The sequence below is a fragment of the Marinilabilia salmonicolor genome (assembly GCF_003003035.1).
Lineage (GTDB): Bacteria > Bacteroidota > Bacteroidia > Bacteroidales > Marinilabiliaceae > Marinilabilia > Marinilabilia salmonicolor_A.
The window spans coordinates 66,380-91,285 of record NZ_PVTS01000003.1; the positions used below are offsets into that span (position 1 = coordinate 66,380).

A 24,906-nucleotide genomic window follows, 5' to 3' on the forward strand; every position below is an offset into this window, starting at 1 on the left:
ACAACAAAAAAGCCGCTTTTCGCGGCTTTTTTGTTGTTAATAATTACTCAGAGCATTTCTCAAGTTCTCAAACCGGGCTTCATAATCCTTGCCGGCCAGCTTGATAATCTCTCTTGCCTCTTCGGCATTGTAAATATGGGTGATCTCCGATTCCCTGTTCATTCCAGGCATGTCCTTGTAGGTCAGAAAGTAGTGTTTGAGCCGTCGGATAACCAACTCGGGAAGATCCGAAATGTCGGTAAAATCTCCATAAACGACATCGCCTTTCAAAACTGAAATAATTTTATCATCCGCTTTATTTCCGTCAATCATTCGCAGCCCGCCGATCGGAATCACTTCGGCAATAATATCTCCGTGTGTGATGTCTTTTTCTGTCAGCACACAAATATCCAAAGGATCACCGTCACCGTTAATATCCTTCTTCCCGGTTTTTTCACTACAGAAATTACCTACATTTTTCCCACAATAAGTTTGAGGAATAAACCCATACAAAGTAGGACTCACATTGGAATATTTCTGCGGCCTGTCAATGCGCAGATATCCGCTTACCTTATCAATTTCATACTTGATGGTATCCGTGGGAACCACCTCAATAAAACAATTCAAAATATCGGGAGCTTTATCCCCGATGTCAATCCCATGCCAGGGGTGCGATTTATATCTAAGTCCCATAAGCCTACCGATAGGATCCATTAAGCTGTTAGCTGACATAATGCGATCTTTTTTCTTTTTAGTCAAAATTAGTTCATTCCTAAGCAAGTAACCAATAATTCTTTTGATTTGTTGCAAAGAAAAGCATTATTTCCGATTATCCAGCCCATCCGGCACGGTCAAGATTACGATATTGCACGGCCTCAGCCACATGATATGATTCAACATCTTCCGTTCCCTCGAGGTCAGCGATGGTTCTGGCCACTTTGAGAATACGATCATAGGCACGTGCAGAAAAATCAAGCTTTTCCATGGCATTTTTCAAAATAGCCTGTCCCCCTTCATCAGGGGTGGCAAATCGGGCCAGGAGCTTTGTATTCATCTGGGCATTGCAATGAACATCGGGAAATTTCATAAAACGCTCCGACTGAATCCTTCGGGCTTTAATAACCCGTTGGCGAACCAGGTCACTACTTTCAGCAGGTTTCTGCCCTGCCAGTTTTTCAAAAGGCACAGGTACCACCTCTATATGAATATCGATGCGATCAAGCAAAGGCCCGGAGATACGGCTCAGATATTTCTGCACCACCCCTCCGGCACAAACACATTGTTTCTCCGGATGATTATAAAACCCACAGGGACAGGGATTCATACTGGCCACCATCATAAAACTGGCCGGATAATCAACCGTAAAACGGGCTCGTGAGATGGAAATGGTCCGGTCTTCAAGCGGCTGACGCATCACCTCCAGCACCGACCGTTTAAATTCAGGTAATTCATCCAGAAAAAGCACTCCGTTGTGCGACAACGAAATCTCCCCGGGCTGAGGGTAAGAACCGCCCCCGACAAGCGCAATGTCACTTATGGAATGGTGCGGACTCCGGAACGGACGACGCGTAAGTAAAGAGGTATTACCACTAAGTTTTCCGGCCACCGAATGAATCTTGGTAGTTTCAAGAGCTTCATCCAGCGACAAAGGAGGCAGAATGGTCGGTATGCGTTTGGCCAGCATGGACTTTCCGGATCCGGGACTCCCCACCATAATAATGTTATGTCCACCGGCAGCAGCCACTTCCAAAGCTCTTTTAACACTCTCCTGCCCTTTCACATCTGCAAAATCAATCTCACTTCTGGATTGCTCCCTGAGGAACTCAGCTTCGGTATCCACCACTTCAGGTTGAAGGTCTAACCGGCCGGTAAGAAAATCCACAACCTCTTTGAAAGATTCCACTCCATAAACATCAATTCCTTTGACCACAGCCGCCTCTCTGGCATTCTTTTTGGGGACAATAAACCCTTTAAAGCCATCCGAACGCGCCTTAAGAGCAATGGGTAATGCACCTTTGATTGGATGAACCGATCCGTCGAGCGATAATTCACCCATCATCATAAATTCGGAAATACGATTGGCCAGAATCTGTTCATCTGCGGCCAATACACCAACAGCAATAGGGAGGTCATAAGCGGATCCTTCCTTACGGGTATCGGCAGGAGCCATATTGACAACAATACGTTTACCCGGCCATTTATGCCCAAGCTCTTTAAAAACTGATTCAATACGTTGCTGGCTCTCTTTTACAGCATTATCGGGAAGTCCTACAAGAAAAAAACGGATACCGCGGGTAACATTCACTTCAATGGTAATGGTAATGGCATCAATGCCTGTCACTGCGGCACCAAAAGTTTTAACTAACATAGTTACGGGTTTGGTTTAAACCCCCAATTTAAACAAAAAATCTAAACAAGTAAAGCTCTCAGAGCGTTTCTCTTACAAAACCAAACAAGAAGCAAAACAAGAACAAATTAAAACAAAAAGAGAAAGAAATAAAAAGACTGAAAGAAGCTGGGGATTTATTACTTTTGTATATCTAAATGGAGGATTATGAGAATTACCTTTTTTAAAATACCGCAACACCGGAAATTTCAATACGATCCCATATATTACAATCCCGAAAAGGAAGAACGGGAAGAGCGGGTGCGCCGCATAAAACAGGAGATGGGTGTTGAAGTGGAAGAGCAAAGTGACGAACGCGCTTACAAGGAAAGAATCAGAGGAGGAATGCGCAGACGCATCAAATCGCACTTTGAAGTGGGGCGCAGTGAACGAAAGAAATCCAATATCCGATTGATCATTATTCTCGTATTGCTCATGGTAATATTCTATTACCTTCTGAATGCAGCCTCGGAATGGTACAGCCAGTTTATAATGTAAACCCCTGAACCAAAACTGAATCAAGAAAGAAGAAGCGAAGGCCAATGTCAGATATCATTCAATTACTCCCCGATTCGGTAGCCAATCAGATAGCCGCCGGAGAGGTCATTCAGCGTCCTGCCTCCATCATTAAAGAGCTGGTTGAAAATGCGGTGGATGCAGGAAGCAGCGAAATTCAAGTCATTGTTAAAGATGCAGGTCGCACGCTGGTGCAGATTATTGATAACGGATGCGGCATGAGTGAAACAGATGCGCGTATGGCTTTTGAGCGTCATGCCACTTCAAAAATCAGGGAAGCCAACGATCTGTTTGCCATACGCACCATGGGTTTTCGCGGAGAAGCGCTGGCATCTATCGCTGCTGTAGCACAGGTGGAGCTTAAAACCAGACCTCACGAACAGGAACTGGGCACCAGAATTCTCATTTCCGGATCTCAGGTGGAGACACAGGAACCTGTCACCTGTAGTCCCGGAAGTAATTTCATGATCAAGAATCTCTTTTTCAATGTTCCGGCCCGCCGCAGATTTCTGAAAACAACAGCCACCGAAATGCGTCACATTGTAAATGAATTTCAGCGCATTGCACTGGCGAACCCGGATGTAGCTTTTTCCCTGACACACAACGACCAGCTGCTGTTTAAGCTTCCTGCCGGAAAATTATTGCAACGCATCAACGATGTCATGGGAAAACAAAGCAGCGCCCACATGATTCCGGTGGAGACCGAGACTTCTCTGGTGAACATCCACGGATTCATCGGGAAACCGCAAACTGCGCGTAAAACCATGGGCGATCAGTTTTTCTTTGTCAACAACCGGTTTATGAAGAGTCCGTACCTGCACAAGGCAGTTACCGTGGCCTACGAAAACCTCGTGCAGGCAGAACATTGTCCTCCCTACTTTCTTTTTTTCGAAACCGACCCGTCGCTTATTGATGTGAACATTCATCCAACCAAAACTGAAATAAAGTTTGAAGATGAACGGTCGGTATGGAAAATAGTCAGCGCTGCAGTCAGAGAGTCCTTAGGCAAATTTAACATGGTGCCATCCATCGACTTTGATCAGACCGATGAGATATCCATCCCCACTTTCCGGAAAGATGATCCTGTTTCGGTTCCCTCGGTGAGCATTAATCCGGATTACAACCCCTTTGACATGGATAAACCTCAACCGGCCTCATCACACCAGGCAACCCCCGTCTCATCCAATTGGGAATCTCTCTACGAAGGATTTGAAACCGGCGGAGAAGAGGACTGGAGAGATGATGAACCCGAAACAGTCATCCTGCCCTCAAAAGAAAATATTGAGGACGAAGGAGAACAGCAGATTATCCCATCCGGCACCTCATCAGAAAAAAATGAAACCGGTACACTCTATTTCCAGATTAAGAACAAATACATCATAACCTCGGTGAAATCGGGCATTATGATTATTGATCAGCGAAGGGCACATGAAAGAATTCTGTTCGAAGATTTTCTGAAGAACATTCAGGCAGGAGCATCTGTTTCACAACAGTCTCTTTTTCCTGAGGAGATTTCATTTAATGAAGAAGACGCCATTTTGTTGAGAGATATTCATGAAGATCTGAGAGTTTTCGGTTTTGAGTTACAGGAAAAAAGCGACCGCACCTTTGCCGTCACCGGTCAGCCGTCGTTTATCAAAAACATAAATGCACCGCGACTTATAGATGCTATTTTAGAGGCATTCAAGAGTGGCGAAGTCGATCCGGAAAACGAAATAAAGGAACAATTGGCCACCATTATGGCACAAAATGCCTGTATGCGGCCGGGAGAATTTTTAACACAGCCCGAGATGGCCGAATTGATAAATAAGTTATTCCTTTGTTCAGCGCCCAATTTTACCCCCGGCGGAAAAACAGTTTTCTCCATTTTGGACAATGAAGAGCTGGAGAAACGATTTCGCTAAAAGAAAAGGTTGACAGTATATTTTGACTGGCATTGATTTTGAAATTGCCATTCACACACTTTTAAAACAGAAAAATGAGTATAGGAACATCCCCTTTTGGTGGTTTAACGCCTGTTGTGAAGAACCTTATTATCATCAACGTCCTTTTCTATGTGGCGAGTCTGGTTCTGTTCAGCACATTCGGAATACAAATTGAAAGACATCTGGGATTACACCTGCCCACGGCAGAGGCATTTAATCCGGCTCAATTTGTCACCTATATGTTTTTACATGCCTACTACTCCCCGTCGGGTGGTATTATTTTCGCTCATCTGTTTTTCAATATGTTTGCACTGTTTATGTTTGGACGGATGCTGGAAACAGTCTGGGGGCCCAAGCGTTTTCTTCTCTACTACATGGTAACCGGGGTTGGTGCCGCGCTGATACATATCCTCACACAATACATTGAGGTAGCCCCAATGCTGGATGCCATAGCCCATGATATGAACAATGCCTCGCCGGAAGCGCTCAAATCGTTTTTGAACAAAGCCCTCCCGGCAGCAGTCAACAATGAATTCACACGCCTCATCAACGAAAATCCGGAAAACCTGAAAGCCATCGTCAGCGAATATATGATAAAATACCGTGACCTATACCTCAACAGCTTTGTAACGGTAGGAGCCTCAGGTTCGGTATTCGGCATTTTGCTGGCTTTCGGAATGCTGTTTCCCAATACTCAGCTGATGTTGTTATTCCCCCCAATCCCCATCAAAGCCAAGTATTTTGTCATCATTTACGGAGCCATAGAATTGTTCATGGGAGTACAAAACTTCAGCATGGATAATGTTGCTCACTGGGCGCACCTTGGAGGAATGCTCTTCGGATTCATTCTCATAAAATACTGGAAGAATAAAGGATTTTATTATTAATTTGCAGTATGAGCATCTGGACAGAAATAAAAGAATCATTTCGTCAGGGATCCACACTGACCAGACTGATATACATCAATACAGGTGTATTTATAATCATCAAACTGTTGCAGCTGATATTGTTGCTATCCGGTTTGGATATGGCATATGCAAGCATTGTGATTAACTGGCTGTCTGTTCCGTCAGATCCGTTATTGCTGCTTATTCGTCCCTGGTCGCTCATCACCTACATGTTTTTGCATTATGATTTCTTTCACATATTGTTCAACCTGTTATACCTCTGGTGGTTCGGGCGGTTATTTGCCCAATTGGTGGATGTACGCAAACTTCTGACCATATACATATGGGGAGGACTTGCCGGGGCAGCACTTTATATTTTCTCCTTCAACCTTCTCCCGGCATTCCATCCGCAGGGCGGATCATCATCCCTGCTGGGAGCTTCAGCTTCGGTGATGGCCATACTGTTTGCAGTGGCCCGTGTGCGTCCAAACTTCACTGTTTATTTGTTCCTGATCGGGCCTGTAAAGTTAAAGTATCTGGCTATGGGAGCATTTATCATCGACCTGATAAGCATTCCGGGCATGGCAAACACAGGAGGACACCTGGCCCATATTGGGGGTGCCCTCATAGGCCTTTTGTATGGATGGAAACTTTCGGAAGGCAGGATAAACGGGAATTTCTTCGATAAAATGGCATCCCGATCCGGAAATCTCTTTAAGCGCAAATCGAACCTAAGAGTTACACACAGCCGTCCGATGAGTGATATGGAATACAACGCCATGAAGCAAAGGCGGCAGAAAGAATTGGACAGGATTCTGGAAAAAATCAAACAAAGTGGCTATGACAGTCTGAGTAAGGAAGAAAAACAAATGCTCTTTAACGCCAGCCAGGATAAAAATTAAATTTTCACGAAATTGAAAGGTCTATTCCGTTCCATATCATTAATTGTTACCCTCATTTTGGCCATTGGCCTGATGACCTCCATGGCTGTTATTTACATCAGCCCTGTCAGAATTCATGTGCTGGCATTGCTTGGTTTTCTCTTCCCGGCCCTCTGGCTGATTAATTTACTGGTTCTCATAGCCCACATTGCCCGAAAAAGTCCCCGGCTGATAATCCCCCTGATTGTCCTGGCGCTTAGCTGGAACCAATGGAACAATGTTTTTCGTTTATCGGGAGAAAAAGCGCCCGAAGATATGAGTACTCCTGTTAAAGTCATGTCTTTTAACACCAGAATGTTCGACTATTATGAATGGTCGGGAATGGAGGAAACGCCGGAAAGCATTTATGACTTTATCCGTGAAGAGAATCCTGATATCATATGCTTTCAGGAATATTTTACCTCCAATAAGAAAGAAGGCTTTCACCCCAACCAAACCAAAGCCAGGTTCAGAGCACTCGGCTACCGCCACATCGAATACCGGTTTGACAATGGTCGTGGCACAGGATACGGGATTGCCACATTTTCCAAATTCCCCATCATCAACAAGGGCTCACTTCCTTTTGGTGAAAGCAGAAATATGGCCATTTTTTCTGATGTCAATATAGATGGAAAAGTAATACGGATTTTCAACAACCACCTGGAATCCATTGGATTCAAAGAAAATGATTTCAACGTCATTGACAGTCTGAAGTTTGAGATGGATGAACAGCAAAGGCAAGGCATCAAAGAGATTGTCCATAAAATGTCCAGAGCATTTCTTCAAAGATCTTCTCAGGCAGAGATTCTCTCCCGTCACATCGAAAATTCACCTTATCCGGTAGTGGTGTGTGGTGATTTCAATGACACCCCCATATCATATGTATATCGTACTATGCGGGGAAACCTGAAAGATGCATTCAGAGAATCAGGAAAGGGCTTCGGAGGCACTTACAACGGAAGGCTCCCATCACTGCGAATTGATTACATCTTTCACGCCTCATCTTTTAACTCTTATGACTTTAAAAGGCATAAAACCGATTTTTCAGACCATTATCCAATATCAACAATCATAGAACTTGAAGCCGAAAACCAAACCGCCCGGGAGCCCTGACTCCCCAAAAGCGCAGGAAGCATAAAGCCTGTTTTACCGGAACAAACCCGGGCCCTTATTTTATTTTGATAAAACAACGATTAACCATGAGACAATACAAAGAATTACTGCAACGCGTACTTGACGAAGGTGTAAAAAAAGAGGACCGCACAGGGACGGGCACGATCAGCGTTTTCGGACATCAGATGCGATTTGATCTGCAGGAAGGATTTCCCCTGCTTACCACCAAAAAGCTTCACCTGAAGTCGATCATACACGAGCTCTTATGGTTTATTCAAGGAAGCACCAATGTGAAATACCTTCAGGAAAACGGAGTCCGGATATGGAATGAATGGGCAAAGGAGGATGGAGAACTGGGGCCTATCTACGGCTATCAGTGGCGTTCCTGGCCCGATGCTCATGGCGGACACATCGACCAACTAAAACAAGTCATTGATTCCATTAAAAAAAATCCGGATTCACGCAGACACATTGTAAGCGCATGGAACGTTGGGCAGTTGAATGAGATGCAGCTGCCCCCCTGTCACATATTATTCCAGTTTTATGTTGCTGATGGAAAGCTAAGCTGCCAGCTTTACCAGCGAAGTGCAGATATCTTTCTGGGAGTCCCTTTCAACATTGCCTCCTATGCTTTGCTCACAAGGATGATGGCCCAAGTCACCAATCTGGAACCCGGCGACTTTGTTCATACATTGGGCGATGCCCACATTTACCTCAACCACATCGATCAGGTAAAACTGCAGCTTACGCGTTCCCCTAAACATCTGCCCACAATGACCATCAATCCAGACGTAAAAGATATTGACGGATTCAAATATGATGATTTTCAACTGAGCGATTACGATCCGCATCCACACATCAAAGGACAAATCTCAGTATAATGCTTGAAAACAGACTCAGGAGAATGGAAATATCACTAATCGTAGCAACTGACGAAAACAACGGAATCGGAATTAACGGTGATCAACCCGCATTTATCAGTGCTGATTTGAAACGCTTCAAAGCCATTACCACAGGCAACACCATTGTGATGGGACGAAAAACTTTTGAAGCTCTCCCCAAAGGAGCCTTGCCAAACCGTCGTAACATTGTGATCTCCCGACGTCCGGACTTTTCGGCTCCGGAATGTGAGGTAATTTCGAATCCTGAAGATTTAAAAGAAAAGGTCCGGCCCGATGAGAAAGTTTTTGTGATTGGGGGAGGTGAAATCTACCGGATATTCTTTCCCCTTTCCGACAAAATAATTCTCACCCACATTCACCACCGGTTTGATGAAATTGATACCTGGTTTCCGGAAATCAGTTCTGAAAAATGGGCTGTGGATAGCAAAGAAGGCCCGTTTGAAGACCCCAAAAACGGGCTTCACTATTCATACATTAATTATCGTAGAAAATAAAAAGACTAATCAAACGGTTCGAAACGGGAGGCCACATGAGCATAACGCACTTTCTCCTCAAAAACACGCGAAAACTCCATAAAAGCAGGCAACCCGGTACAATGACAAAGCCCGAAATGTTCCACCTGCAGGTCTCTAAAAGCATCTACCGTTTTGGCTATCCGCCCTTTTGAAGCACCCTTAAGATGCGTTCCGCCCAAAACCAGTTGTATCTGATTACACCCCGTCAGACTCATTGCCGAACGACAAATATTACCTATCCCCCGATGCGCACATCCGGCAAAAACAACCAGCTTTTCCGAATGCTCAAAAACCATAAAAAGTTCATCCTCGAAAAGATCGGCACTGAGTGTTTTTCCGTGCTTTATGAGCATGGATTGTGACGGTTGCTCAAATCCATAATAACTGCCAATTTCAGGTACGATTTTCAATCCCGGAGCAAGCTCAGTGACCTGCTCAACTGTCCTAAAACGAGTTCTGTATCGTTCAGCGACTTCAGGATCCAATCCTATAAAACGAGGGGTACCGGTACTTTTCGACATTTTTTCGTCAAAGGCTTTTGATTTCAACCAGACAGGCGCATGGTCATTGATCTCAAAAAAAGCAGGCAAACCACCGGTATGGTCATAATGTCCGTGACTGATGACCACTGCATCAATAGCAGAAAGATCCACATTCATTTTTTTGGCATTCTGCACCAGCAAATCACTTTGTCCGGTATCAAATAATATTTGTCTGTCACCGGTGCGCACCACAAATGAAAGTCCGTGCTCCCCTTTAGTGCCTTGCTGATAGGCAAGGTTTTCGACCAATGTGATAATATCTATTTTGGGTGATTCCATAATTAAGATTATTAAATGCGGTCAAACCAATCTATAAAAATAACAAAATCAGTGTAACCTTTTCTACCTTTAAGGATATTTAAGGGCGAATAATGCTACTTTACTAAAGTAAAAAAACATGTTTCAACATCAATAATCTCGGCATTCTTAAAGGGTTTATTTGCAGTCATATTTTGTTATCAACCACCTTGATGGTAAATGTCTGAATTGTTTATGGTGATTTCTTTCGGGCTGTAAGTCCGGCTTAATCCAGCCCAACGTATCACGTTGGGATTTTAAGCATATTAGTATTATCGCCCTGTAAGGGCAATTAATTGAACAATAATATTGAGTTAAGTTGGGCTTTCAGCCCGCATGAAAAAAATCTCCAAAAATTCCGGAGCGCTGCCCCGGGCTGAATTAAGTTAGCCTTTCAGGCTGTATATACAGATTCCGGGAATCATTTATTCTTGTCTTTTTTAAAGTCGTAAAGTAGAAATAATAAAACTCAAAAAATGGATTGGCTATCCGATGAAGACATAATGATATCATCTGTGAAAGCGAAATGCGAAATCAATTAGATTTAAACAAAGAAAAAACCCGGAAAGGATGAATGCCTTTCCGGGTTTCAATATTCTACGACATATATTTATATCGCTTAATGCTCTTTTTAGGCGTTTTCTCAAATTCTTCCGGAAAGAGCACAATTTTGGAAATGTTCATAAAGGCAGGAAGTTCCTGATTTACCTCCTTTTTTATATTTTGCAGGATTCTCTCAATATCCTCATCTCCAAGATTCTGAGCATCCACGGATTCATAATCGGGATAAACCAGAGCTTCAATTTTACCGTCGTCCTCCCTTACAAGACATTCCTGAACATACTCCTTATTATTGATTACGGCTTCAATTTCCTCGGGATAAATATTCTGACCTGAGGCACCCAGTATCATATTTTTACTGCGGCCTTTGATGAAAATAAAATTATCCTGATCCATAACACCCAGGTCACCGGTATGAAGCCATCCATCGGAATCAATCATATCATCGGTAGCCTGTTTGTTTTTATAGTAGCCCAGCATGTTGTTTTCCCCTTTAACCAAAATCTCTCCTACCTTATTGTAAGGATCATCCGAATCGATCTTTACTTCCATTCGATGCACAATCTGTCCGGCAGAATGGGCCTTGGTCCCGTTCCAGGGAGCATAACTAATCAGCGGTCCACACTCGGTCATTCCGTAGCCAATGGTAAGCGGAAAACCGATTTTTCTCAGGAACAGCTCCACGTCTCTATTCAACGCCGCTCCGCCAACAATCATTTCACGAAATTCGCCACCAAACACATCAACCAGACGATCCTTGATTTTTCCATAAACGACCTTATTCAAAATTGGCACTTTCAACAAGGTCTTCATGGAACCTTTCTCGAGCTTGGGGAGAATCTGTTTCTTAAAAATCTTTTCCAGGATCAATGGCACAGATAAAATCAGGTGAGGCTTAACTTTACGGAAAGCTTCGGTAATAATGGCCGGAGATGGCGTGCGTGACAGGAATGTAATATGGCATCCTTCAGTAAACGGCCATAAAAATTCAAACAGACAGCCATAGGCGTGTGCCAAAGGCAGGAAGGATACAAACCGCTCCCCGGGAACCACATCAAATTTATCACGGGCATATTGGACATTAGACCAAATACTTCGGTGAGGTAACAAAACACCTTTGGAAAAACCGGACGTACCTGATGTATATGACAAAACCATCAAATCCTCAGATTTTGGCTCAAAGAACTTAATCTTACTCACATTAAAACTGTCTCCAAGCCCTTTAACCTCCTGACGCGCTTTTTCAACTGCTTTCTGCACTTTCTCATGGTTATCAACCAAAACAGAAAAGTCATTTACCGATATAATACCCTTCAGACCGGGCATCTTGGTCTCATCAATCTTTTCAAATATATTATCTGTGGTAAAAAGCAAGACAGATCCCGAATGATTCACAATATGGTTGATATCAGAAGGGCTGAAGTCCGGCAAAATCGGGACGACAACTGCACCATAAGTAACAGCTCCCAAATATGAAAGTGCCCAGTTTGTTGAGTTCCGTCCAATCAAGGCTACTTTATCACCTTCTTTAATGCCAAGAGCTTTATACACCCGGTGGCAACGGTAAAGATACTTCCCAACTTCACGGAAGGTGATGGTATCACCTTTAAAGTCACTGAAGGCCGGCAATTCGGAGTAATTCTCCAAAGCGGACTTCACTAACCCTATGTAACCGTTTTGTTCCATTTTTTGATTGTTTTGGTTATACCTGATAAGATCAGGCAGAATTTTGTTTACGGGACAGGGAGTGTCATAAAAACGAAAAAGCAAAAGTTCAACTTTTTTTTAAATCTGCCAAACCCGTTAACGACATTTGACTAACCTACTCATAAGTAAAAACATACGAACCCCTATTCTGTTCAATAGTTCCATTCTTTCTCTACCAGCGGCTTTGCATTATTTTTTACTAAATTGCACTTTACAACACAGACAAAAGCTATCTCGTGAAAGACCAGCTAATCAATCATTTGAAAAAGACCAATCGGTTCTACCTGATGTTTTCGGGAGGTTTTGACAGTAGTGCAATTTTAGGAAGTGCACTGGAAGCAGGCCTGGATGTGGTCCCCGTATGGATTGACAACGGATTTAACAGAGTAACAGAAAAGGATATCAGACAACAAGCTGCAAATATGGGATGTTACAATCTGGAAATTATCCGGATGCAACCACACCAAAATGTCCTGAAAAACCCGGTTGACCGGTGCTACCATTGCAAAGGACAAATCATCCATCCCGTGATCTCCCGCAAAGATGCTCCGGTTTTTGACGGCACCAATGCATCAGACAGCACCAACTATCGCCCGGGCGTAAAAGCACTTCGTAAAGGAGGAGTAAAATCTCCGTTAGCAGAGCTGCAAATCACCAAAGAACAGGCCCGGGAGTTAGCGATTACCCTGGGAGCCGATCCGGTCATTGCCAATATGGAAGGATGTCTGGCCACCAGATTCAATTATAAAGTTGAGATTACAACTGAAAAACTCAATATTCTCCGGGAGATAGAACAATATATCCTCAAAACCACCGGTGATCATCATTTACGTTGCCGCCTGGATGACGAGGACCATTTGCGAATAGAATGCAGGAGTCAGGCAGCATTTCTGAAACTTATTGAGCCGGAATTCCGGGAAAAGATTGTAAAAACAGGAAAACAGATTGCTACCTTTGTAACACTTGACCTGGAAGGAGCCCGAAAAAATGCTTTTGACAAAAAACTTGGATTATGACATTTGACGAACTTTACGATCAGATATCCAAAGGAGAACTTTCGCGCGATGAGGCACGAAAACACTTTTCACTGGAATGGATGGAGACCGCCAGGAATTATATTGCTGACGTCAACAGGGGTGCACGAATCAATATCCCTGAAATAATATACGGAGAATACAAAACGGAAGAACAAACCATCGAAATGGCAGAGGCATTTCTTTCCGAACATTCCAGTATTCTTATATCACGAAGTCCTCACCACCATTTGCTCTCCGAACACTTCAAAAGCCGTTTCCAAATACAGGAAACACCTTTGTTGCTGGCCATCGGAGACCTGCCTGAAAAGCGAGGCAACGTACTGGTGATCAGCGCCGGAGCAGCCGATCATCCGGTTACTGCCGAATGCGCACTGGCATTGGAAGCACTGGGCGTGACTCCGCATGTATTTGAAGACAGAGGCATTGCTCACCCAACCAGAGTCCTTGATGCCGTCATGGAAGGAATGAAAAACAATGTTTCGGCGGTGGTGGTTGTAGCAGGAATGGAAGGGGCCCTGGCTCCATTTGTCTCCTCGCTTGTTCCGTTACCAGTCATTGGAGTGCCAACATCGGTAGGATATGGCTTCAGAGCCAAAGAGGCCGCCCTAACCTCCATGCTGGCATCCTGTGCCCCCAACCTGACAGTAGTAAACATAGACGGAGGCATCAGAGCAGCCGTTGTTTCCGGTTTAATCGCAAAAAACAAATAAAACATATGCAACTTTTCATATCTCCCGAAGGTGGAATCGCCGGCGACATGTTTGCCGCCGCCCTGATTGACGCAGGCGCCGACGCCGAAAAGGTAACCAACGCCATGCAGGCCGCAGCCGAAAAGCTTGGAAGAGCTGTTGTGGGACATCGCAAAACCAGCGACGGTTCGAGCAGGCTGTTTATTGAAGTTGAACATCACCACGGACATTTATCAAGCCACCGGGCCACACACCTGCTGGAACACCTGTTCGAAGAATTCAAGGTTCTTCCGGCCTATCGTGAATTCGGATTTCGAATGCTGAATCACCTCATTAAAGCGGAAAAAGAGGCGCATGAAACTTTCGACTTCGACATGGAAGATCACCACCATCACGGGCATCACCACCATCATGACGGAAACCATCACCATACTCATGACCATGAAGAACCTGAAGCCTGGTTGCACGAAGCTCAGGATATTTTAATTGATGTAATGGGAGCAGTGATGGGTTTACAGGAACTCGGAGCTCCGGTAAAAGCCACGCTTACCGAACCGGTCAGTTGGGGAGGCGGATCCATAAGTTTTTCTCATGGCACATTGAAAGTCCCCGCGCCTGCAACGGCTGTAATGATAAAAAACAATCAAATACCAGCGCAGGCAGGGCCCATAGAAACCGAGCTTTTCACACCCACAGGGGCAGCATTATTATCTGCTTTGGAAGCAACAGAAGTCAAGCCTCTGCCGGCCAAATCCATAAAAACCAAAGAAGGATTTTCCAGAGGAACAAAAGATCTGCCCATTCCTCCTTTAAAAATTACTTTGTTTGAATAGTGTCGGTACAAAAAAGGTGCTTTCTCCCCTTCAGGGCTCCGATTTGACCGCTATTATTAACCATAGGGCGGTGCCCTATGCTGGTGCTTGGGCCCTTTCAGGGCGGATACTATGCCCGGTTACAAAACTATTTTTCATCATGGGTTGAGATTTATAAGTAAAAAATTACATTTCCATGATGGTAATAAACCTTTTAAGGAATTCATTCTAAAACCATATTTCACCTGGTCAACGTCCTGAGAACAATCGCCCGGGGCGTTGCCCCATGAAATTTACACATAAACATTTCCAATCTTAATAAGCTTGGGGATGTTCAACAGTTTAATTTTTCGTCCGTTCAGCTCAATAAGATGATCGGCTTTAAATTCAGATAAAAGTCTGATGACAGACTCGGTAGCAGTCCCTACCATATTGGCAAGTTCTTCGCGGGTGAGCGAAATTTTAAGTGTATTCTCTTCATCCAAATCAAAGGTATCCATCAGGAGTAACAGCACTTCGGCCAAACGCTCCCGAACAGTTTTCTGTGCAATATCGGTAAGGAATTTATTGGATTCACCCAACTCACGGCATGTCAGCCGCATCAGGGCCATGGCAAATTCAGGGTTTCCTTTGATAAAACTGGTGATGATATCGCCGGGCACATAGCATAATATGGCATCCTGTATTACCCTCGCGGTAGTACAGGCCAATTCATCGCTGACAATGGAGCGGAACCCGATTAAATCGCCACCTTTGGCAAAACGAATGATCTGCTCTTTTCCGTCAAAACCTGTTTTATATATTTTAAGAACCCCTCCTGCCACAATGTACGAGCCATTTATCCGGCTGCCTTCATCATAAATGACAGACCCTCGTTTATGACTTGTACAAACAAGGCTTTGACTCAAGGATTCTATTTCAGCATCCGTCAAGCCATTAAATATATCAAAGGATTTCAGATCAATTTCTTCAACATTAACTTGTTCCTGGGATCTTTTCATTTTACGTGGATTTTTTAACCAATATGCTGGTGCTGTTTATAAGGGATAACTTTCAATTCCAAACCCAATAACTCCAAAACAAAAATGTCTGCGGGTAAATACTTCCATAAAGCAATCCGGGCACCTCTCTCCATCACTTTAAATCGTTAATGAAAAACGTTTTAACAAGATTTCCTGCGGGTACACATCCGGTGGCGAACAGTGACATCTGTCATTACCCAATACAAATATAAAAAGAAAGATTATATTTGCACTAAAATCGTAAAATGTATATATGTTAATACTTAAACACAAAGACATTTTATTTGTTTTACAGATAACATTTTCTTGAAATTGGTTAACATTATCACTAATATAAACAATCTATAGAAAACTAAAAAACGGATAATATGAAGACATCATTAGACTTGAACTGGACAGGAAACATGTCGTTCGAAACAGAAATGAACGGTCACAAGGTGGTATTGGATGCCGACCCGTCCGTGGGTGGGGAAAATAAAGGAATTCGTCCAAAACCACTGATGCTGCTTGCGTTGGCTGGATGCACAGGGATGGATGTTGTTTCCATTCTGAAGAAAATGCGCGTGGAGTTGGAAGACTTTAATGTAACGGTAGAATCCAACATGACTGAAGAACATCCGAAGCATTACGATAAGATGCATGTAATCTATACCTTTAAGGGAAAGAACCTACCCAAAGACAAAATTGAAAAAGCGGTAAGTTTATCGGAAGAGAAATATTGCGGCGTATCGGAAGTATATAAAAAGGCAATGGAATTAACCACTGAGATACGAATTGAAGAATAACCTTCGGATACAAAAAAGCAAAACCGGTGTGAGCAGCCCTCGCACCGGTTTTTATTTTTTCTGTTAACGACTTTCAGCTCAACTGGCTTTTAGTCGCCCCATATTTACCCGCTCAATGCGTTCCATGGCAAAGTCGAGTTTAATGGTAAGTTTCTTTGTCTTTTTGGATGGAGTATGGAACATATGATCGATCATAATAGTTTCGCAGATGGATCTCAGTCCTCGTGCACCCAACTTAAACTCAACCGCTTTATCCACGATATAATCCAATACGTCTTCATCAAACTCCAACTCAATGCCATCAATCTCAAAGAGTTTTTTGTATTGTTTGATAATAGAGTTTTTGGGATCCACCAAAATTCTGCGCAAAGTTCCCCTGTCCAGAGGGTTGAGGTAGGTAAGCACAGGCAGGCGACCGATAATTTCCGGAATTAATCCAAAAGATTTCAAATCCTGCGGGGCAATATATTGCAACAGGTTGCTTTCATCGATATCCTCCTTGTCACGGCTAGCCGAATATCCTACCACTTTGGTGTTCAGTCGTTGGGCAATTTTCCGGTCAATACCATCGAAGGCACCTCCACAGATAAAGAGGATGTTTTTGGTGTCCACGGGAATCATTTTCTGATCGGGATGCTTACGCCCCCCCTGAGGCGGGACATTCACGACCGATCCCTCCAGCAACTTCAACAAACCCTGCTGAACACCTTCCCCGGACACGTCACGAGTGATGGAGGGGTTATCACCTTTGCGCGCAATTTTATCAATCTCGTCGATAAAAACAATACCCTTTTCTGCGGCCTGAGTGTTGTAATCGGCAGCCTGAAGCAATCGACTGAGAATACTTTCTATATCCTCACCCACATAACCAGCTTCAGTAAGGACTGTAGCATCCACAATGGTAAAAGGAACATGCAACATGCGGGCAATGGTGCGAGCCAAAAGCGTTTTTCCGGTACCGGTTTCACCAACCAGAATAATATTAGACTTTTCGATCTCTACCTCATCCCCATCATCCTTTTGCAACAGTCGCTTATAGTGGTTGTAAACAGCAACAGACAGATATTTTTTGGCTTCGTCCTGACCAATCACATACTGATTCAGGAAAGAATTAATCTCAGCCGGCTTCAACAGCTTGAGCTCTCCCACATCGAAAGAACTCTTCTTTTTCATCTCCTCTTCCAGGATAGAATGCGCCTGTTCGATACAACTGTCGCAAATATGTCCGGAAATACCGGCTACCAACAAATTCGTATCTTTCCTGCTTCTCCCGCAAAATGAACACTTATCCATAAAAACTTTTCCTCTACTTCCTTTATTATAAGGCTCCTCAATATTAACCTGATTATAGCCCGGGTATTTTATTGCAAAGATGAATCTGTAGCAACGAAAATCATTGAGCAATCAGGCCTAAGCCATCTTCAGTTTACTTTTTATCCTTGGTACGTTTCAGAACCTCATCAATCATTCCATACTTCTGAGCCTCTTCGGCGGTCATCCAATAGTCACGATCAGAATCTTTCTCAACCTTCTTGACAGTATTTCCTGAATGCTCCGCAATTATTTCATACAATTCTTTCTTAAGCTTCAATATCTCCCGTGCGGTAATCTCTATATCAGAAGCCTGTCCCTGAGCACCACCCATAGGCTGATGAATCATAATCCGGGAATGTGTAAGGGCAGAACGCTTACCTTTAGCTCCGGCAGTCAGAAGTACAGCACCCATACTTGCAGCCATACCGGTGCAAATGGTTTGAACATCAGAAGAGATAAACTGCATGGTATCATATATTCCCAATCCTGAATGGACCGATCCACCGGGGGTATTAAAGTAAATACTGATGTCTTTGGTAGAATCAACAGAATCGAGATACAACAACTGAGCCTGAATAATATTGGCTACATAATCATCGATGGGTACACCAAGGAAAATAATCCGGTCCATCATCAACCGCGAAAATACATCCATACTGGCCACATTCAACTGACGCTCTTCAATAATGGTAGGTGATATGTAGCTACTTGTGATAGCAGTATATTTGTCAAGCACCAAACTATTAATACCCATGTGTTTGGTCGCATATTTCTGAAAATCTTTTGGATCAATCATATCTTCTGTTTTGAGTTTAACAACTTGCTAATTTAGAAATAATTTGGTTCACTCAAACAAACCTTCCGGGTATTGTACCGAAATATTTTGAGATTTCAGGAGTGCCACTTTTGAACCCCTGAAAAAATTTTAACCTGAAAACATAACCATCGAAAAAACTAAAAGTTTCCGGCGACAGAAATATTTCCAGGTTAAAACAATCAGCACTCCGTCGTCCTCAGCGGAATGACGGAGCGTCTGTTATCACTATTTCTTTTGACTCTTTTCAAACAATTTATTGAATTCGTCTCTTGAAACTTCTTTCTCTTCTATCTTAACAGCCTCTTTCACAAAGTCCATCACTTTATCGTTGATGGCACCTTCAGCCATGCTACGTTGCTGATCTTCATTTTTCAGCATATCCATGGCATAACTTTCGATGTGCTCATCGGGAACATTGTTGAGCCCGTATTGCATAAACTGAAGTTTGGCAGATTTCTTGGCAAAATCAATTACATCCTGCTGCTCTACTTTCAGATCATTTTCTTTAATCAGCTGATTGCGAACAATCTGCCACTTAAGATCTTCGAGGAAGCGAGGCATTTCCTGATCGATTTGCTCATCTGTAAAATCCTGCTCTTCCTTATTCTGATTGGTAGCCTTAATCCAGCGCTTCAGAAATTCCTCAGGAAGCTTCATATCAACCTTACCCATCAATTTCTCTTTGGCATCAAGCGTAAACTTGTACTCAGATTCCATTTTCAGGGTATTCTCAAGGTCCTCTTTCACCTGAGCGGTGAACTCCTCTTCATTGGTCACTTTTCCGGGCCCGAAGATCTTATCAAAAAGCTCCTGGTTCAACTCAGGATCAATATATTCGGTGATTTCCTTAACGGTAAACCTGAATTTCCCTTCAAGTGCAGCAGCTTCTTCCTTGGAAATTTTCAGCAGATAAGAGATCTCTGTATCGTTGGGAAAAGCTTTCTTTGGCTCAAAGACAATCTCATCACCAACTTTAGCTCCAACAATTTTCTTTTTCTCCTTTTCAGTCTTGATAATAGCAGTGGACATCACAGCATCTTCAGCTTTAATGCCATCTTCCAAAGGCTCACCCTTCTGATCAAGCTGTACAAAGTCACCCTTCAGCATACTTTTCTCACCTGCCTCCTCTCGTGGCTCGGTGGTACCGAAACGGCTGGTCACATTCTTCTTCTGACCATCCAGCATGTCATCAGTAACCTCAATATTGTAGAAAGGCAGCTTTTCGCGCTTGGTGAGTTTCACCTCCACCTCGGGAGTCAAGCCCAGGTCGAATGAAAACTTAAACTGCTCATCATTATCAAAGTCGATGGTTTGTTGTTTTTCAGAAGGCAATGGTTCGCCAAGAATATCAAGTTTATTCTCTGTGATATAAGAGGAAAGATTTTCAGAAACCAGTTTATTGATTTCATCAACCAAAACGGCCTTACCATACATCTTTTTCACCAGACTGGCAGGAACCTTTCCGGGACGAAATCCGGGCATATTCACTTTCTTTCTGTAATCTTTCAAGACAGTTTCTACCCGTGGTTCATAATCGTCCTTCTCAAGGGTGATATGCACAACGGCATTCAAATCATCAATTTGTTCTTTCTCAATGTTCATGTGAAAACAATTTTCAATTTTTAGCCAACATTAAACCAACCACCGTTATACAATAAAGCAAACCTACAGTTGATCGGTTTCGAAAAACTATTAATAAGGCCGTATTGTCAAAAACCACAAACTTTCAAAGTTCTCTGGCGAGACAAAAACGAGTGCAAAGATAATGAAGCATTTACAAGTTGCCAAACCGGAAATCTCCCGCCGGACAATTTTTTATTATTTTAACCTGTTTTTCGGGGCACATTAGAGCCATTAAAAAAACCGCCTTTTGCGACCAGCGGCCACCCAAGGCGGTTATTTTTTTATTTGTGCGGACGGAGGGACTCGAACCCACACGCCTCTCGGCACTAGATCCTAAATCTAGCGCGGCTACCAATTACGCCACGTCCGCCTGATTTTGCGGTTGCAAAGTACGGTTATTTTATTTCAATTTGCAAGAAAAAAATCATTTTTCTTGCAATCCGTTTCAGGAGTTCTTTGCATGATCAAAATTACGTCGCTTCAATTCAAAGTCATCACCAAGATAAACCCTTCTTACATCAGGGTCTTCGGCAAGCTCCTCGGCCGAACCGGCCTTAAGAATATCTCCTTCGAACAGCAGGTAAGCACGGTCGGTAATGGACAAAGTTTCGTGTACATTGTGATCGGTAATCAGAATCCCGATATTCTTATATTTCAATCGGGCCACAATTTCCTGAATATCGCGTACCGCAATAGGATCAACTCCGGCAAAGGGCTCATCCAGCAAAATAAAACTGGGGTTGATGGCCAGGGCCCGCGCAATTTCAGTTCTTCGGCGCTCTCCTCCTGACAGCTGAATACCAAGGCTTTTACGAATATGCCCCAAACCAAACTCACCAATCAACTCTTCCAGACGTTCCTTTTGATACTCCTTGGAGTATTTAGTCATTTCCAGAACCGCCCTGATATTATCCTCCACGCTAAGCTTACGGAAGACACTAGCCTCCTGGGCGAGGTAACCGATACCTTTCTGAGCTCTGCGATAAACCGGCTCATTGGTAATTTCCTCCTGATCCAGATAAATCTTTCCGTCATTAGGGGTAATCAATCCAACAATCATATAAAAAGTGGTGGTCTTACCGGCCCCGTTGGGCCCCAGCAAACCAACAATCTCTCCCTGATTTACCTCTACCGACACCCCTTTAACCACTGTTCGGTTGCGATACCTCTTAATGAGCGTATCTGTATGTAATTTCATTCTATGCTCTTCCATAAACCGATCTATTTAACCCATTCGGGCCAGTTCCTTCTGCTTTTTTCTCTCCACTCCTCTCGCAATTATTATGCCTGCCTCATAAAGCAGGATCAACGGCAAACAAACCAAAATCTGGCTAATCACATCAGGCGGAGTAATAATGGCTGCCAATGCAAGCGTTACAACAACAGAGTGCCTGCGATACTTTTTCAGTGTATCAGCTGTAACCAACCCGACCTTGCTCATAAAATAAATAAACATGGGCAACTCAAACAAAATACCACTGGCCAGAATAATTGATGAAACGGTGCCGATATATGATCCCAGGTTCACAATATTCTCCACCTTATCGCTCACCTGATAGTTGCCTAAAAAATGCACCGACAACGGACTGATCACATAATAAGCAAAAAGAATGCCGATGCTAAAAAGAATGGAGGCAAAGAAAATAGCCCCACGGCTGTGCTGTACCTCCTCCTTGTAAAGTGCAGGCTTGATAAACCTCCAGAATTCCCAGAAAATAAGCGGAAAAGCCACAATTATACCGGCCAGAAAAGAGATCCACAAATGCGTGGTAAACTGGCCCGTCATATTAATATTTTGCAATGACAATTGTTCTTTATTGATACAAAGCGCCGGAAGATTAAAATCTGTAGCAAGCCCGCAAAGCAGTTGATTGGTAAAAAAATCGGGATTTCCAGGCCCCAGAAGAATGACATCAAAAACAATATTTTTAAATATAAAAGCCAGAACAGCAAAAACAAAAATGTATAAAAAGGACCGCACCAGGTGCCATCTGAGTTCCTCAAGGTGCTCCAAAAAAGACATTTCCTCCCGGTCTGTTTTTCCCATTTTTACTTATTCTCTGATCCGTTAAACATGAATGCGAAGATAAAAACACTTTCTAAATAATTTGTTTTTACTGAGGTTATTTTATACCTTCAATAAGAATTAGGCAATACCCTTTTAATAAATAAAGAAAACTTAAGACACTTTTAAAAGGGCGGGGAAGGAAAACACCCGGAGAATTAAAAAGTAAAAAAGACTATAAAAATCAGTTGATCGTATCGAATTTCTAAATAATCCATTAATTTTGTTTGCTTTGTGGGTCAAAAAAAGAAAAAGGAGCATAAACAGACTGATTTTGTGTTGAAAATTATGAATAGTTCGAATTCGTTATGACTAAGCAAGTTGACCTTAGCAGTTATTTAAAGCGCCATTTTGGTTTCGACACATTTAAAGGAAACCAGGAAGCGATTATTCAAAACGTTCTGGACGGCAATGACACTTTTGTGCTGATGCCCACAGGGGGTGGTAAATCTCTTTGCTACCAGCTGCCTGCGCTCATCCTCGACGGAACCGCCATCATTATATCTCCTCTGATTGCCCTGATGAAGAATCAGGTGGACGCTATGCGTAACTTCAGCGAAGATGACGGAATTGCTCATTTTCTGAACTCGTCACTGACAAAATCTGCCATCCAGCAAGTTAAAGATGATGTTATCTCCGGAAAAACACGCCTGTTATATGTTGCTCCGGAATCACTGACCAAGGAGGACAATATTCAGTTTCTGAAGCAGGTAAAGATCTCTTTCTATGCGGTAGATGAAGCCCACTGTATTTCGGAGTGGGGACATGATTTCCGCCCCGAATACCGAAGAATACGCCCCATCATCAGTGAAATAGGAGAAGCCCCGGTAATTGCACTGACAGCTACTGCAACACCAAAGGTTCAGCACGACATACAAAAAAACCTGGGTATGTTAAATGCCCACGTTTATAAGTCTTCCTTTAACAGAGCAAACCTTTTCTATGAAGTAAGACCTAAAGTAAATGCCACCCGGGAGATTATAAAAATACTGAAGGAAAATACCGGCAAATCGGCCATCATTTACTGCCTGAGCCGAAAGAAGGTGGAAGAACTGGCCGAAACGCTCATCGTTAACGGCATCAAGGCCCTTCCGTACCATGCCGGGATGGATGCCGCTACCCGGTCGGGCAATCAGGATAAGTTCCTGATGGAGGAGGTTGATGTAATTGTGGCGACCATTGCTTTTGGAATGGGAATTGACAAACCGGATGTACGTATTGTCATTCACTATGACATCCCCAAAAGTCTGGAAGGATATTACCAGGAGACCGGACGTGCCGGTCGAGATGGTGGAGAAGGCCGTTGTATTGCCTTCTACAGCTACAAGGATATTCAAAAGCTGGAAAAATTCATGCAGGGAAAACCCCTGGCAGAACAGGAAATAGGGAAACAGCTGTTACTCGAAACCGTTGCATACGCCGAGTCATCCGTCTGCCGTCGCAAGATGCTGCTCCACTATTTTGGTGAAACTTACACCGAGGAAAATTGCAGCACCTGTGACAACTGTGTTCACCCGAAAGAACAATTTGAGGGGAAAGACCACATCGTCAAGCTCCTGAAAGTTGTAAATGAATTGAAGGAACGGTTTAAAACGGAGCACATCATTCAGGTCATGATTGGCAAAGTGACCAGCATTATTAAGTCGTACCATCATCACGAACTGGACATCTTCGGATGCGGGGGCGAGGAAGACGAAAAGTTCTGGCACGCAGTAACACGTCAGGCATTGGTTGCCGGACTCCTGTCCAAAGATATTGAAAGCTACGGTCTGCTTAAAATGACGGAAAAAGGTCTTCAGTATATCGAGAAGCCCTACAGCATCATGATTGCTCGCGACCATGATTACGATGAAATGGAGGAAGAGACTCGTTCCGGAGGAGGAACTGCAGCGGTGGACACCGTCCTTTTTTCCATGCTTAAAGATCTGCGGAAGAAAATCTCAAAAAAGAAAAATCTTCCACCATTTGTTATTTTCCAGGATCCATCACTGGAGGCCATGTCCACTTACTACCCGGTGACCCTCGAAGAACTTCAGAACATGCCGGGAGTCGGTGCGGGAAAAGCCAGACGTTTCGGAAAAGACTTCGTAGATCTGATCCAGCGACATGTGGATGAGAATGAGATAGAACGCCCTATGGATTTGGTGGTCAAAACCGTGGCCAACAAAAGTAAGTCCAAAGTCAGCATTATCCAGAGCATCGACCGTCAGGTATCGCTGGAAGATATTGCAAACTCAAAAGGTATTGAGCTAACTGAGCTTCTTCAGGAAATAGAATCCATTGTCTATTCAGGAACCCGGGTAAACATCGATTATTACATCGACCAGGTTATGGATGAGGAACACCGGGATGACATTTTCTACTATTTTAAGGAGGATGCAGAAACCGATGACATTGGTGCAGCGCTTGATGAACTGGGCGAGGATGAATACTCGGAAGAAGAGGTAAGAATGGTCCGCATCAAATTTATTTCGGAGGTTGGGAACTAAATC

General features: G+C 43.4%; 22 protein-coding genes and 1 tRNA gene. 12 read left to right on the forward strand and 11 right to left on the reverse strand.

The features are described 5' to 3' along the window. Positions 1–36 precede the first annotated feature (36 nt). Together BY457_RS03660 and BY457_RS03665 are read right to left on the reverse strand one after the other, a co-directional pair. Positions 37–711 (reverse strand): inorganic pyrophosphatase, encoded by a 675-nt coding sequence (locus BY457_RS03660; RefSeq protein ID WP_106151980.1) that lies wholly within the window; start codon positions 709–711, stop codon positions 37–39. 97 nt (positions 712–808) lie between these two features. Next, a complete protein-coding gene (locus tag BY457_RS03665; protein ID WP_106151981.1) occupies positions 809–2,347 on the reverse strand; it encodes a YifB family Mg chelatase-like AAA ATPase in 1,539 nt (512 codons plus the stop codon). A 186-nt stretch (positions 2,348–2,533) separates the two neighbouring features. Here BY457_RS03665 and BY457_RS03670 point away from each other — a divergent pair, with 186 nt between their 5' ends. The 7 genes from BY457_RS03670 to BY457_RS03700 all read left to right on the forward strand — a co-directional run bounded on the left by BY457_RS03670 (position 2,534) and on the right by BY457_RS03700 (position 9,122). Continuing rightward, complete coding sequence (locus BY457_RS03670; protein ID WP_106151982.1) at positions 2,534–2,863, forward strand: hypothetical protein; 330 nt, start codon at positions 2,534–2,536, stop codon at positions 2,861–2,863. A 44-nt stretch (positions 2,864–2,907) separates the two neighbouring features. Further along, entirely contained in the window at positions 2,908–4,785 is a 1,878-nt protein-coding gene (gene mutL / locus BY457_RS03675) for a DNA mismatch repair endonuclease MutL (RefSeq protein WP_106151983.1), read from the forward strand. Positions 4,786–4,859: 74 nt separating this feature from the next. Next, positions 4,860–5,693: a rhomboid family intramembrane serine protease gene (locus tag BY457_RS03680; RefSeq protein WP_106151984.1), complete on the forward strand. Its 834-nt coding sequence runs from the start codon at positions 4,860–4,862 to the stop codon at positions 5,691–5,693. Positions 5,694–5,701: 8 nt separating this feature from the next. Then, complete coding sequence (locus BY457_RS03685; protein WP_106151985.1) at positions 5,702–6,595, forward strand: rhomboid family intramembrane serine protease; 894 nt, start codon at positions 5,702–5,704, stop codon at positions 6,593–6,595. A gap of 12 nt (positions 6,596–6,607) precedes the next feature. After that, a complete protein-coding gene (locus BY457_RS03690) occupies positions 6,608–7,726 on the forward strand; it encodes an endonuclease/exonuclease/phosphatase family protein (RefSeq protein WP_106151986.1) in 1,119 nt (372 codons plus the stop codon). 86 nt (positions 7,727–7,812) lie between these two features. Then, positions 7,813–8,607, forward strand: a complete 795-nt coding sequence (locus tag BY457_RS03695) for a thymidylate synthase (protein ID WP_106151987.1) — start codon at positions 7,813–7,815, stop codon at positions 8,605–8,607. Further along, complete coding sequence (locus tag BY457_RS03700; RefSeq protein WP_258176569.1) at positions 8,607–9,122, forward strand: dihydrofolate reductase; 516 nt, start codon at positions 8,607–8,609, stop codon at positions 9,120–9,122. Before BY457_RS03695 ends, BY457_RS03700 begins: the two co-directional genes overlap by 1 nt. 5 nt (positions 9,123–9,127) lie before the next feature. On the opposite strand, the gene BY457_RS03705 is transcribed toward BY457_RS03700, so the two are convergent. After that, entirely contained in the window at positions 9,128–9,964 is an 837-nt protein-coding gene (locus BY457_RS03705) for an MBL fold metallo-hydrolase (RefSeq protein ID WP_106151988.1), read from the reverse strand. A gap of 615 nt (positions 9,965–10,579) precedes the next feature. Next, a complete protein-coding gene (locus BY457_RS03710; RefSeq protein WP_106152175.1) occupies positions 10,580–12,229 on the reverse strand; it encodes an AMP-binding protein in 1,650 nt (549 codons plus the stop codon). Positions 12,230–12,486: 257 nt separating this feature from the next. On the opposite strand from BY457_RS03710, the gene BY457_RS03715 reads away from it, so the two are divergent. From BY457_RS03715 to larC, 3 genes are read left to right on the forward strand one after another with little or no spacing between them, the layout of a single operon-like run. Then, complete coding sequence (locus BY457_RS03715) at positions 12,487–13,266, forward strand: exoenzyme S synthesis protein B (protein ID WP_106151989.1); 780 nt, start codon at positions 12,487–12,489, stop codon at positions 13,264–13,266. Further along, positions 13,263–13,997: a nickel pincer cofactor biosynthesis protein LarB gene (larB, locus tag BY457_RS03720; RefSeq protein WP_106151990.1), complete on the forward strand. Its 735-nt coding sequence runs from the start codon at positions 13,263–13,265 to the stop codon at positions 13,995–13,997. The genes BY457_RS03715 and larB overlap by 4 nt, the downstream gene beginning before the upstream one ends. 5 nt (positions 13,998–14,002) lie before the next feature. Then, a complete protein-coding gene (larC, locus tag BY457_RS03725; RefSeq protein WP_106151991.1) occupies positions 14,003–14,809 on the forward strand; it encodes a nickel insertion protein in 807 nt (268 codons plus the stop codon). Between the two features lie 272 nt (positions 14,810–15,081). Here larC and BY457_RS03730 read toward each other — a convergent pair whose 3' ends face one another. Then, complete coding sequence (locus tag BY457_RS03730) at positions 15,082–15,789, reverse strand: Crp/Fnr family transcriptional regulator (protein ID WP_106151992.1); 708 nt, start codon at positions 15,787–15,789, stop codon at positions 15,082–15,084. Between the two features lie 389 nt (positions 15,790–16,178). On the opposite strand from BY457_RS03730, the gene BY457_RS03735 reads away from it, so the two are divergent. Further along, a complete protein-coding gene (locus BY457_RS03735) occupies positions 16,179–16,595 on the forward strand; it encodes an OsmC family protein (protein WP_106151993.1) in 417 nt (138 codons plus the stop codon). Between the two features lie 78 nt (positions 16,596–16,673). On the opposite strand, the gene clpX is transcribed toward BY457_RS03735, so the two are convergent. The 6 genes from clpX to tatC form a co-directional block, all read right to left on the reverse strand. Then, positions 16,674–17,888 carry an ATP-dependent Clp protease ATP-binding subunit ClpX gene (gene clpX, locus BY457_RS03740; RefSeq protein ID WP_106152176.1) on the reverse strand — a complete coding sequence of 405 codons (1,215 nt, stop codon included), beginning with the start codon at positions 17,886–17,888 and terminating at the stop codon, positions 16,674–16,676. A gap of 133 nt (positions 17,889–18,021) precedes the next feature. Further along, positions 18,022–18,705 carry an ATP-dependent Clp endopeptidase proteolytic subunit ClpP gene (gene clpP, locus BY457_RS03745; protein ID WP_010662020.1) on the reverse strand — a complete coding sequence of 228 codons (684 nt, stop codon included), beginning with the start codon at positions 18,703–18,705 and terminating at the stop codon, positions 18,022–18,024. Between the two features lie 246 nt (positions 18,706–18,951). After that, positions 18,952–20,328 (reverse strand): trigger factor, encoded by a 1,377-nt coding sequence (gene tig / locus BY457_RS03750; RefSeq protein ID WP_106151994.1) that lies wholly within the window; start codon positions 20,326–20,328, stop codon positions 18,952–18,954. A gap of 309 nt (positions 20,329–20,637) precedes the next feature. Beyond that, positions 20,638–20,719, reverse strand: a tRNA-Leu gene (locus BY457_RS03755). Positions 20,720–20,794: 75 nt separating this feature from the next. Beyond that, positions 20,795–21,562, reverse strand: a complete 768-nt coding sequence (gene lptB / locus BY457_RS03760) for an LPS export ABC transporter ATP-binding protein (protein ID WP_106151995.1) — start codon at positions 21,560–21,562, stop codon at positions 20,795–20,797. Between the two features lie 12 nt (positions 21,563–21,574). Then, positions 21,575–22,396 carry a twin-arginine translocase subunit TatC gene (tatC, locus tag BY457_RS03765; protein WP_106151996.1) on the reverse strand — a complete coding sequence of 274 codons (822 nt, stop codon included), beginning with the start codon at positions 22,394–22,396 and terminating at the stop codon, positions 21,575–21,577. A gap of 326 nt (positions 22,397–22,722) precedes the next feature. On the opposite strand from tatC, the gene recQ reads away from it, so the two are divergent. Then, positions 22,723–24,903 carry a DNA helicase RecQ gene (recQ, locus tag BY457_RS03770; protein ID WP_106151997.1) on the forward strand — a complete coding sequence of 727 codons (2,181 nt, stop codon included), beginning with the start codon at positions 22,723–22,725 and terminating at the stop codon, positions 24,901–24,903. Positions 24,904–24,906 lie beyond the last annotated feature (3 nt).

Excerpts from the sequence above, each read along its gene's own strand:
- BY457_RS03660 (WP_106151980.1), bottom strand. The coding sequence starts at position 711 with ATGTCAGCTAACAGCTTAATGGATCCTATCGGTAGGCTTATGGGACTT.
- mutL (WP_106151983.1), top strand. The coding sequence starts at position 2,908 with ATGTCAGATATCATTCAATTACTCCCCGATTCGGTAGCCAATCAGATA.
- tatC (WP_106151996.1), bottom strand. The coding sequence starts at position 22,396 with ATGGGAAAAACAGACCGGGAGGAAATGTCTTTTTTGGAGCACCTTGAG.
- BY457_RS03685 (WP_106151985.1), top strand. The coding sequence starts at position 5,702 with ATGAGCATCTGGACAGAAATAAAAGAATCATTTCGTCAGGGATCCACA.
- tig (WP_106151994.1), bottom strand. The coding sequence starts at position 20,328 with ATGAACATTGAGAAAGAACAAATTGATGATTTGAATGCCGTTGTGCAT.
- BY457_RS03670 (WP_106151982.1), top strand. The coding sequence starts at position 2,534 with ATGAGAATTACCTTTTTTAAAATACCGCAACACCGGAAATTTCAATAC.
- recQ (WP_106151997.1), top strand. The coding sequence starts at position 22,723 with ATGACTAAGCAAGTTGACCTTAGCAGTTATTTAAAGCGCCATTTTGGT.
- larC (WP_106151991.1), top strand. The coding sequence starts at position 14,003 with ATGCAACTTTTCATATCTCCCGAAGGTGGAATCGCCGGCGACATGTTT.
- BY457_RS03695 (WP_106151987.1), top strand. The coding sequence starts at position 7,813 with ATGAGACAATACAAAGAATTACTGCAACGCGTACTTGACGAAGGTGTA.
- BY457_RS03705 (WP_106151988.1), bottom strand. The coding sequence starts at position 9,964 with ATGGAATCACCCAAAATAGATATTATCACATTGGTCGAAAACCTTGCC.
- BY457_RS03700 (WP_258176569.1), top strand. The coding sequence starts at position 8,607 with ATGCTTGAAAACAGACTCAGGAGAATGGAAATATCACTAATCGTAGCA.
- BY457_RS03730 (WP_106151992.1), bottom strand. The coding sequence starts at position 15,789 with ATGAAAAGATCCCAGGAACAAGTTAATGTTGAAGAAATTGATCTGAAA.
- BY457_RS03680 (WP_106151984.1), top strand. The coding sequence starts at position 4,860 with ATGAGTATAGGAACATCCCCTTTTGGTGGTTTAACGCCTGTTGTGAAG.
- BY457_RS03710 (WP_106152175.1), bottom strand. The coding sequence starts at position 12,229 with ATGGAACAAAACGGTTACATAGGGTTAGTGAAGTCCGCTTTGGAGAAT.
- clpP (WP_010662020.1), bottom strand. The coding sequence starts at position 18,705 with ATGATTGATCCAAAAGATTTTCAGAAATATGCGACCAAACACATGGGT.
- larB (WP_106151990.1), top strand. The coding sequence starts at position 13,263 with ATGACATTTGACGAACTTTACGATCAGATATCCAAAGGAGAACTTTCG.
- BY457_RS03735 (WP_106151993.1), top strand. The coding sequence starts at position 16,179 with ATGAAGACATCATTAGACTTGAACTGGACAGGAAACATGTCGTTCGAA.
- lptB (WP_106151995.1), bottom strand. The coding sequence starts at position 21,562 with ATGGAAGAGCATAGAATGAAATTACATACAGATACGCTCATTAAGAGG.
- BY457_RS03665 (WP_106151981.1), bottom strand. The coding sequence starts at position 2,347 with ATGTTAGTTAAAACTTTTGGTGCCGCAGTGACAGGCATTGATGCCATT.
- clpX (WP_106152176.1), bottom strand. The coding sequence starts at position 17,888 with ATGGATAAGTGTTCATTTTGCGGGAGAAGCAGGAAAGATACGAATTTG.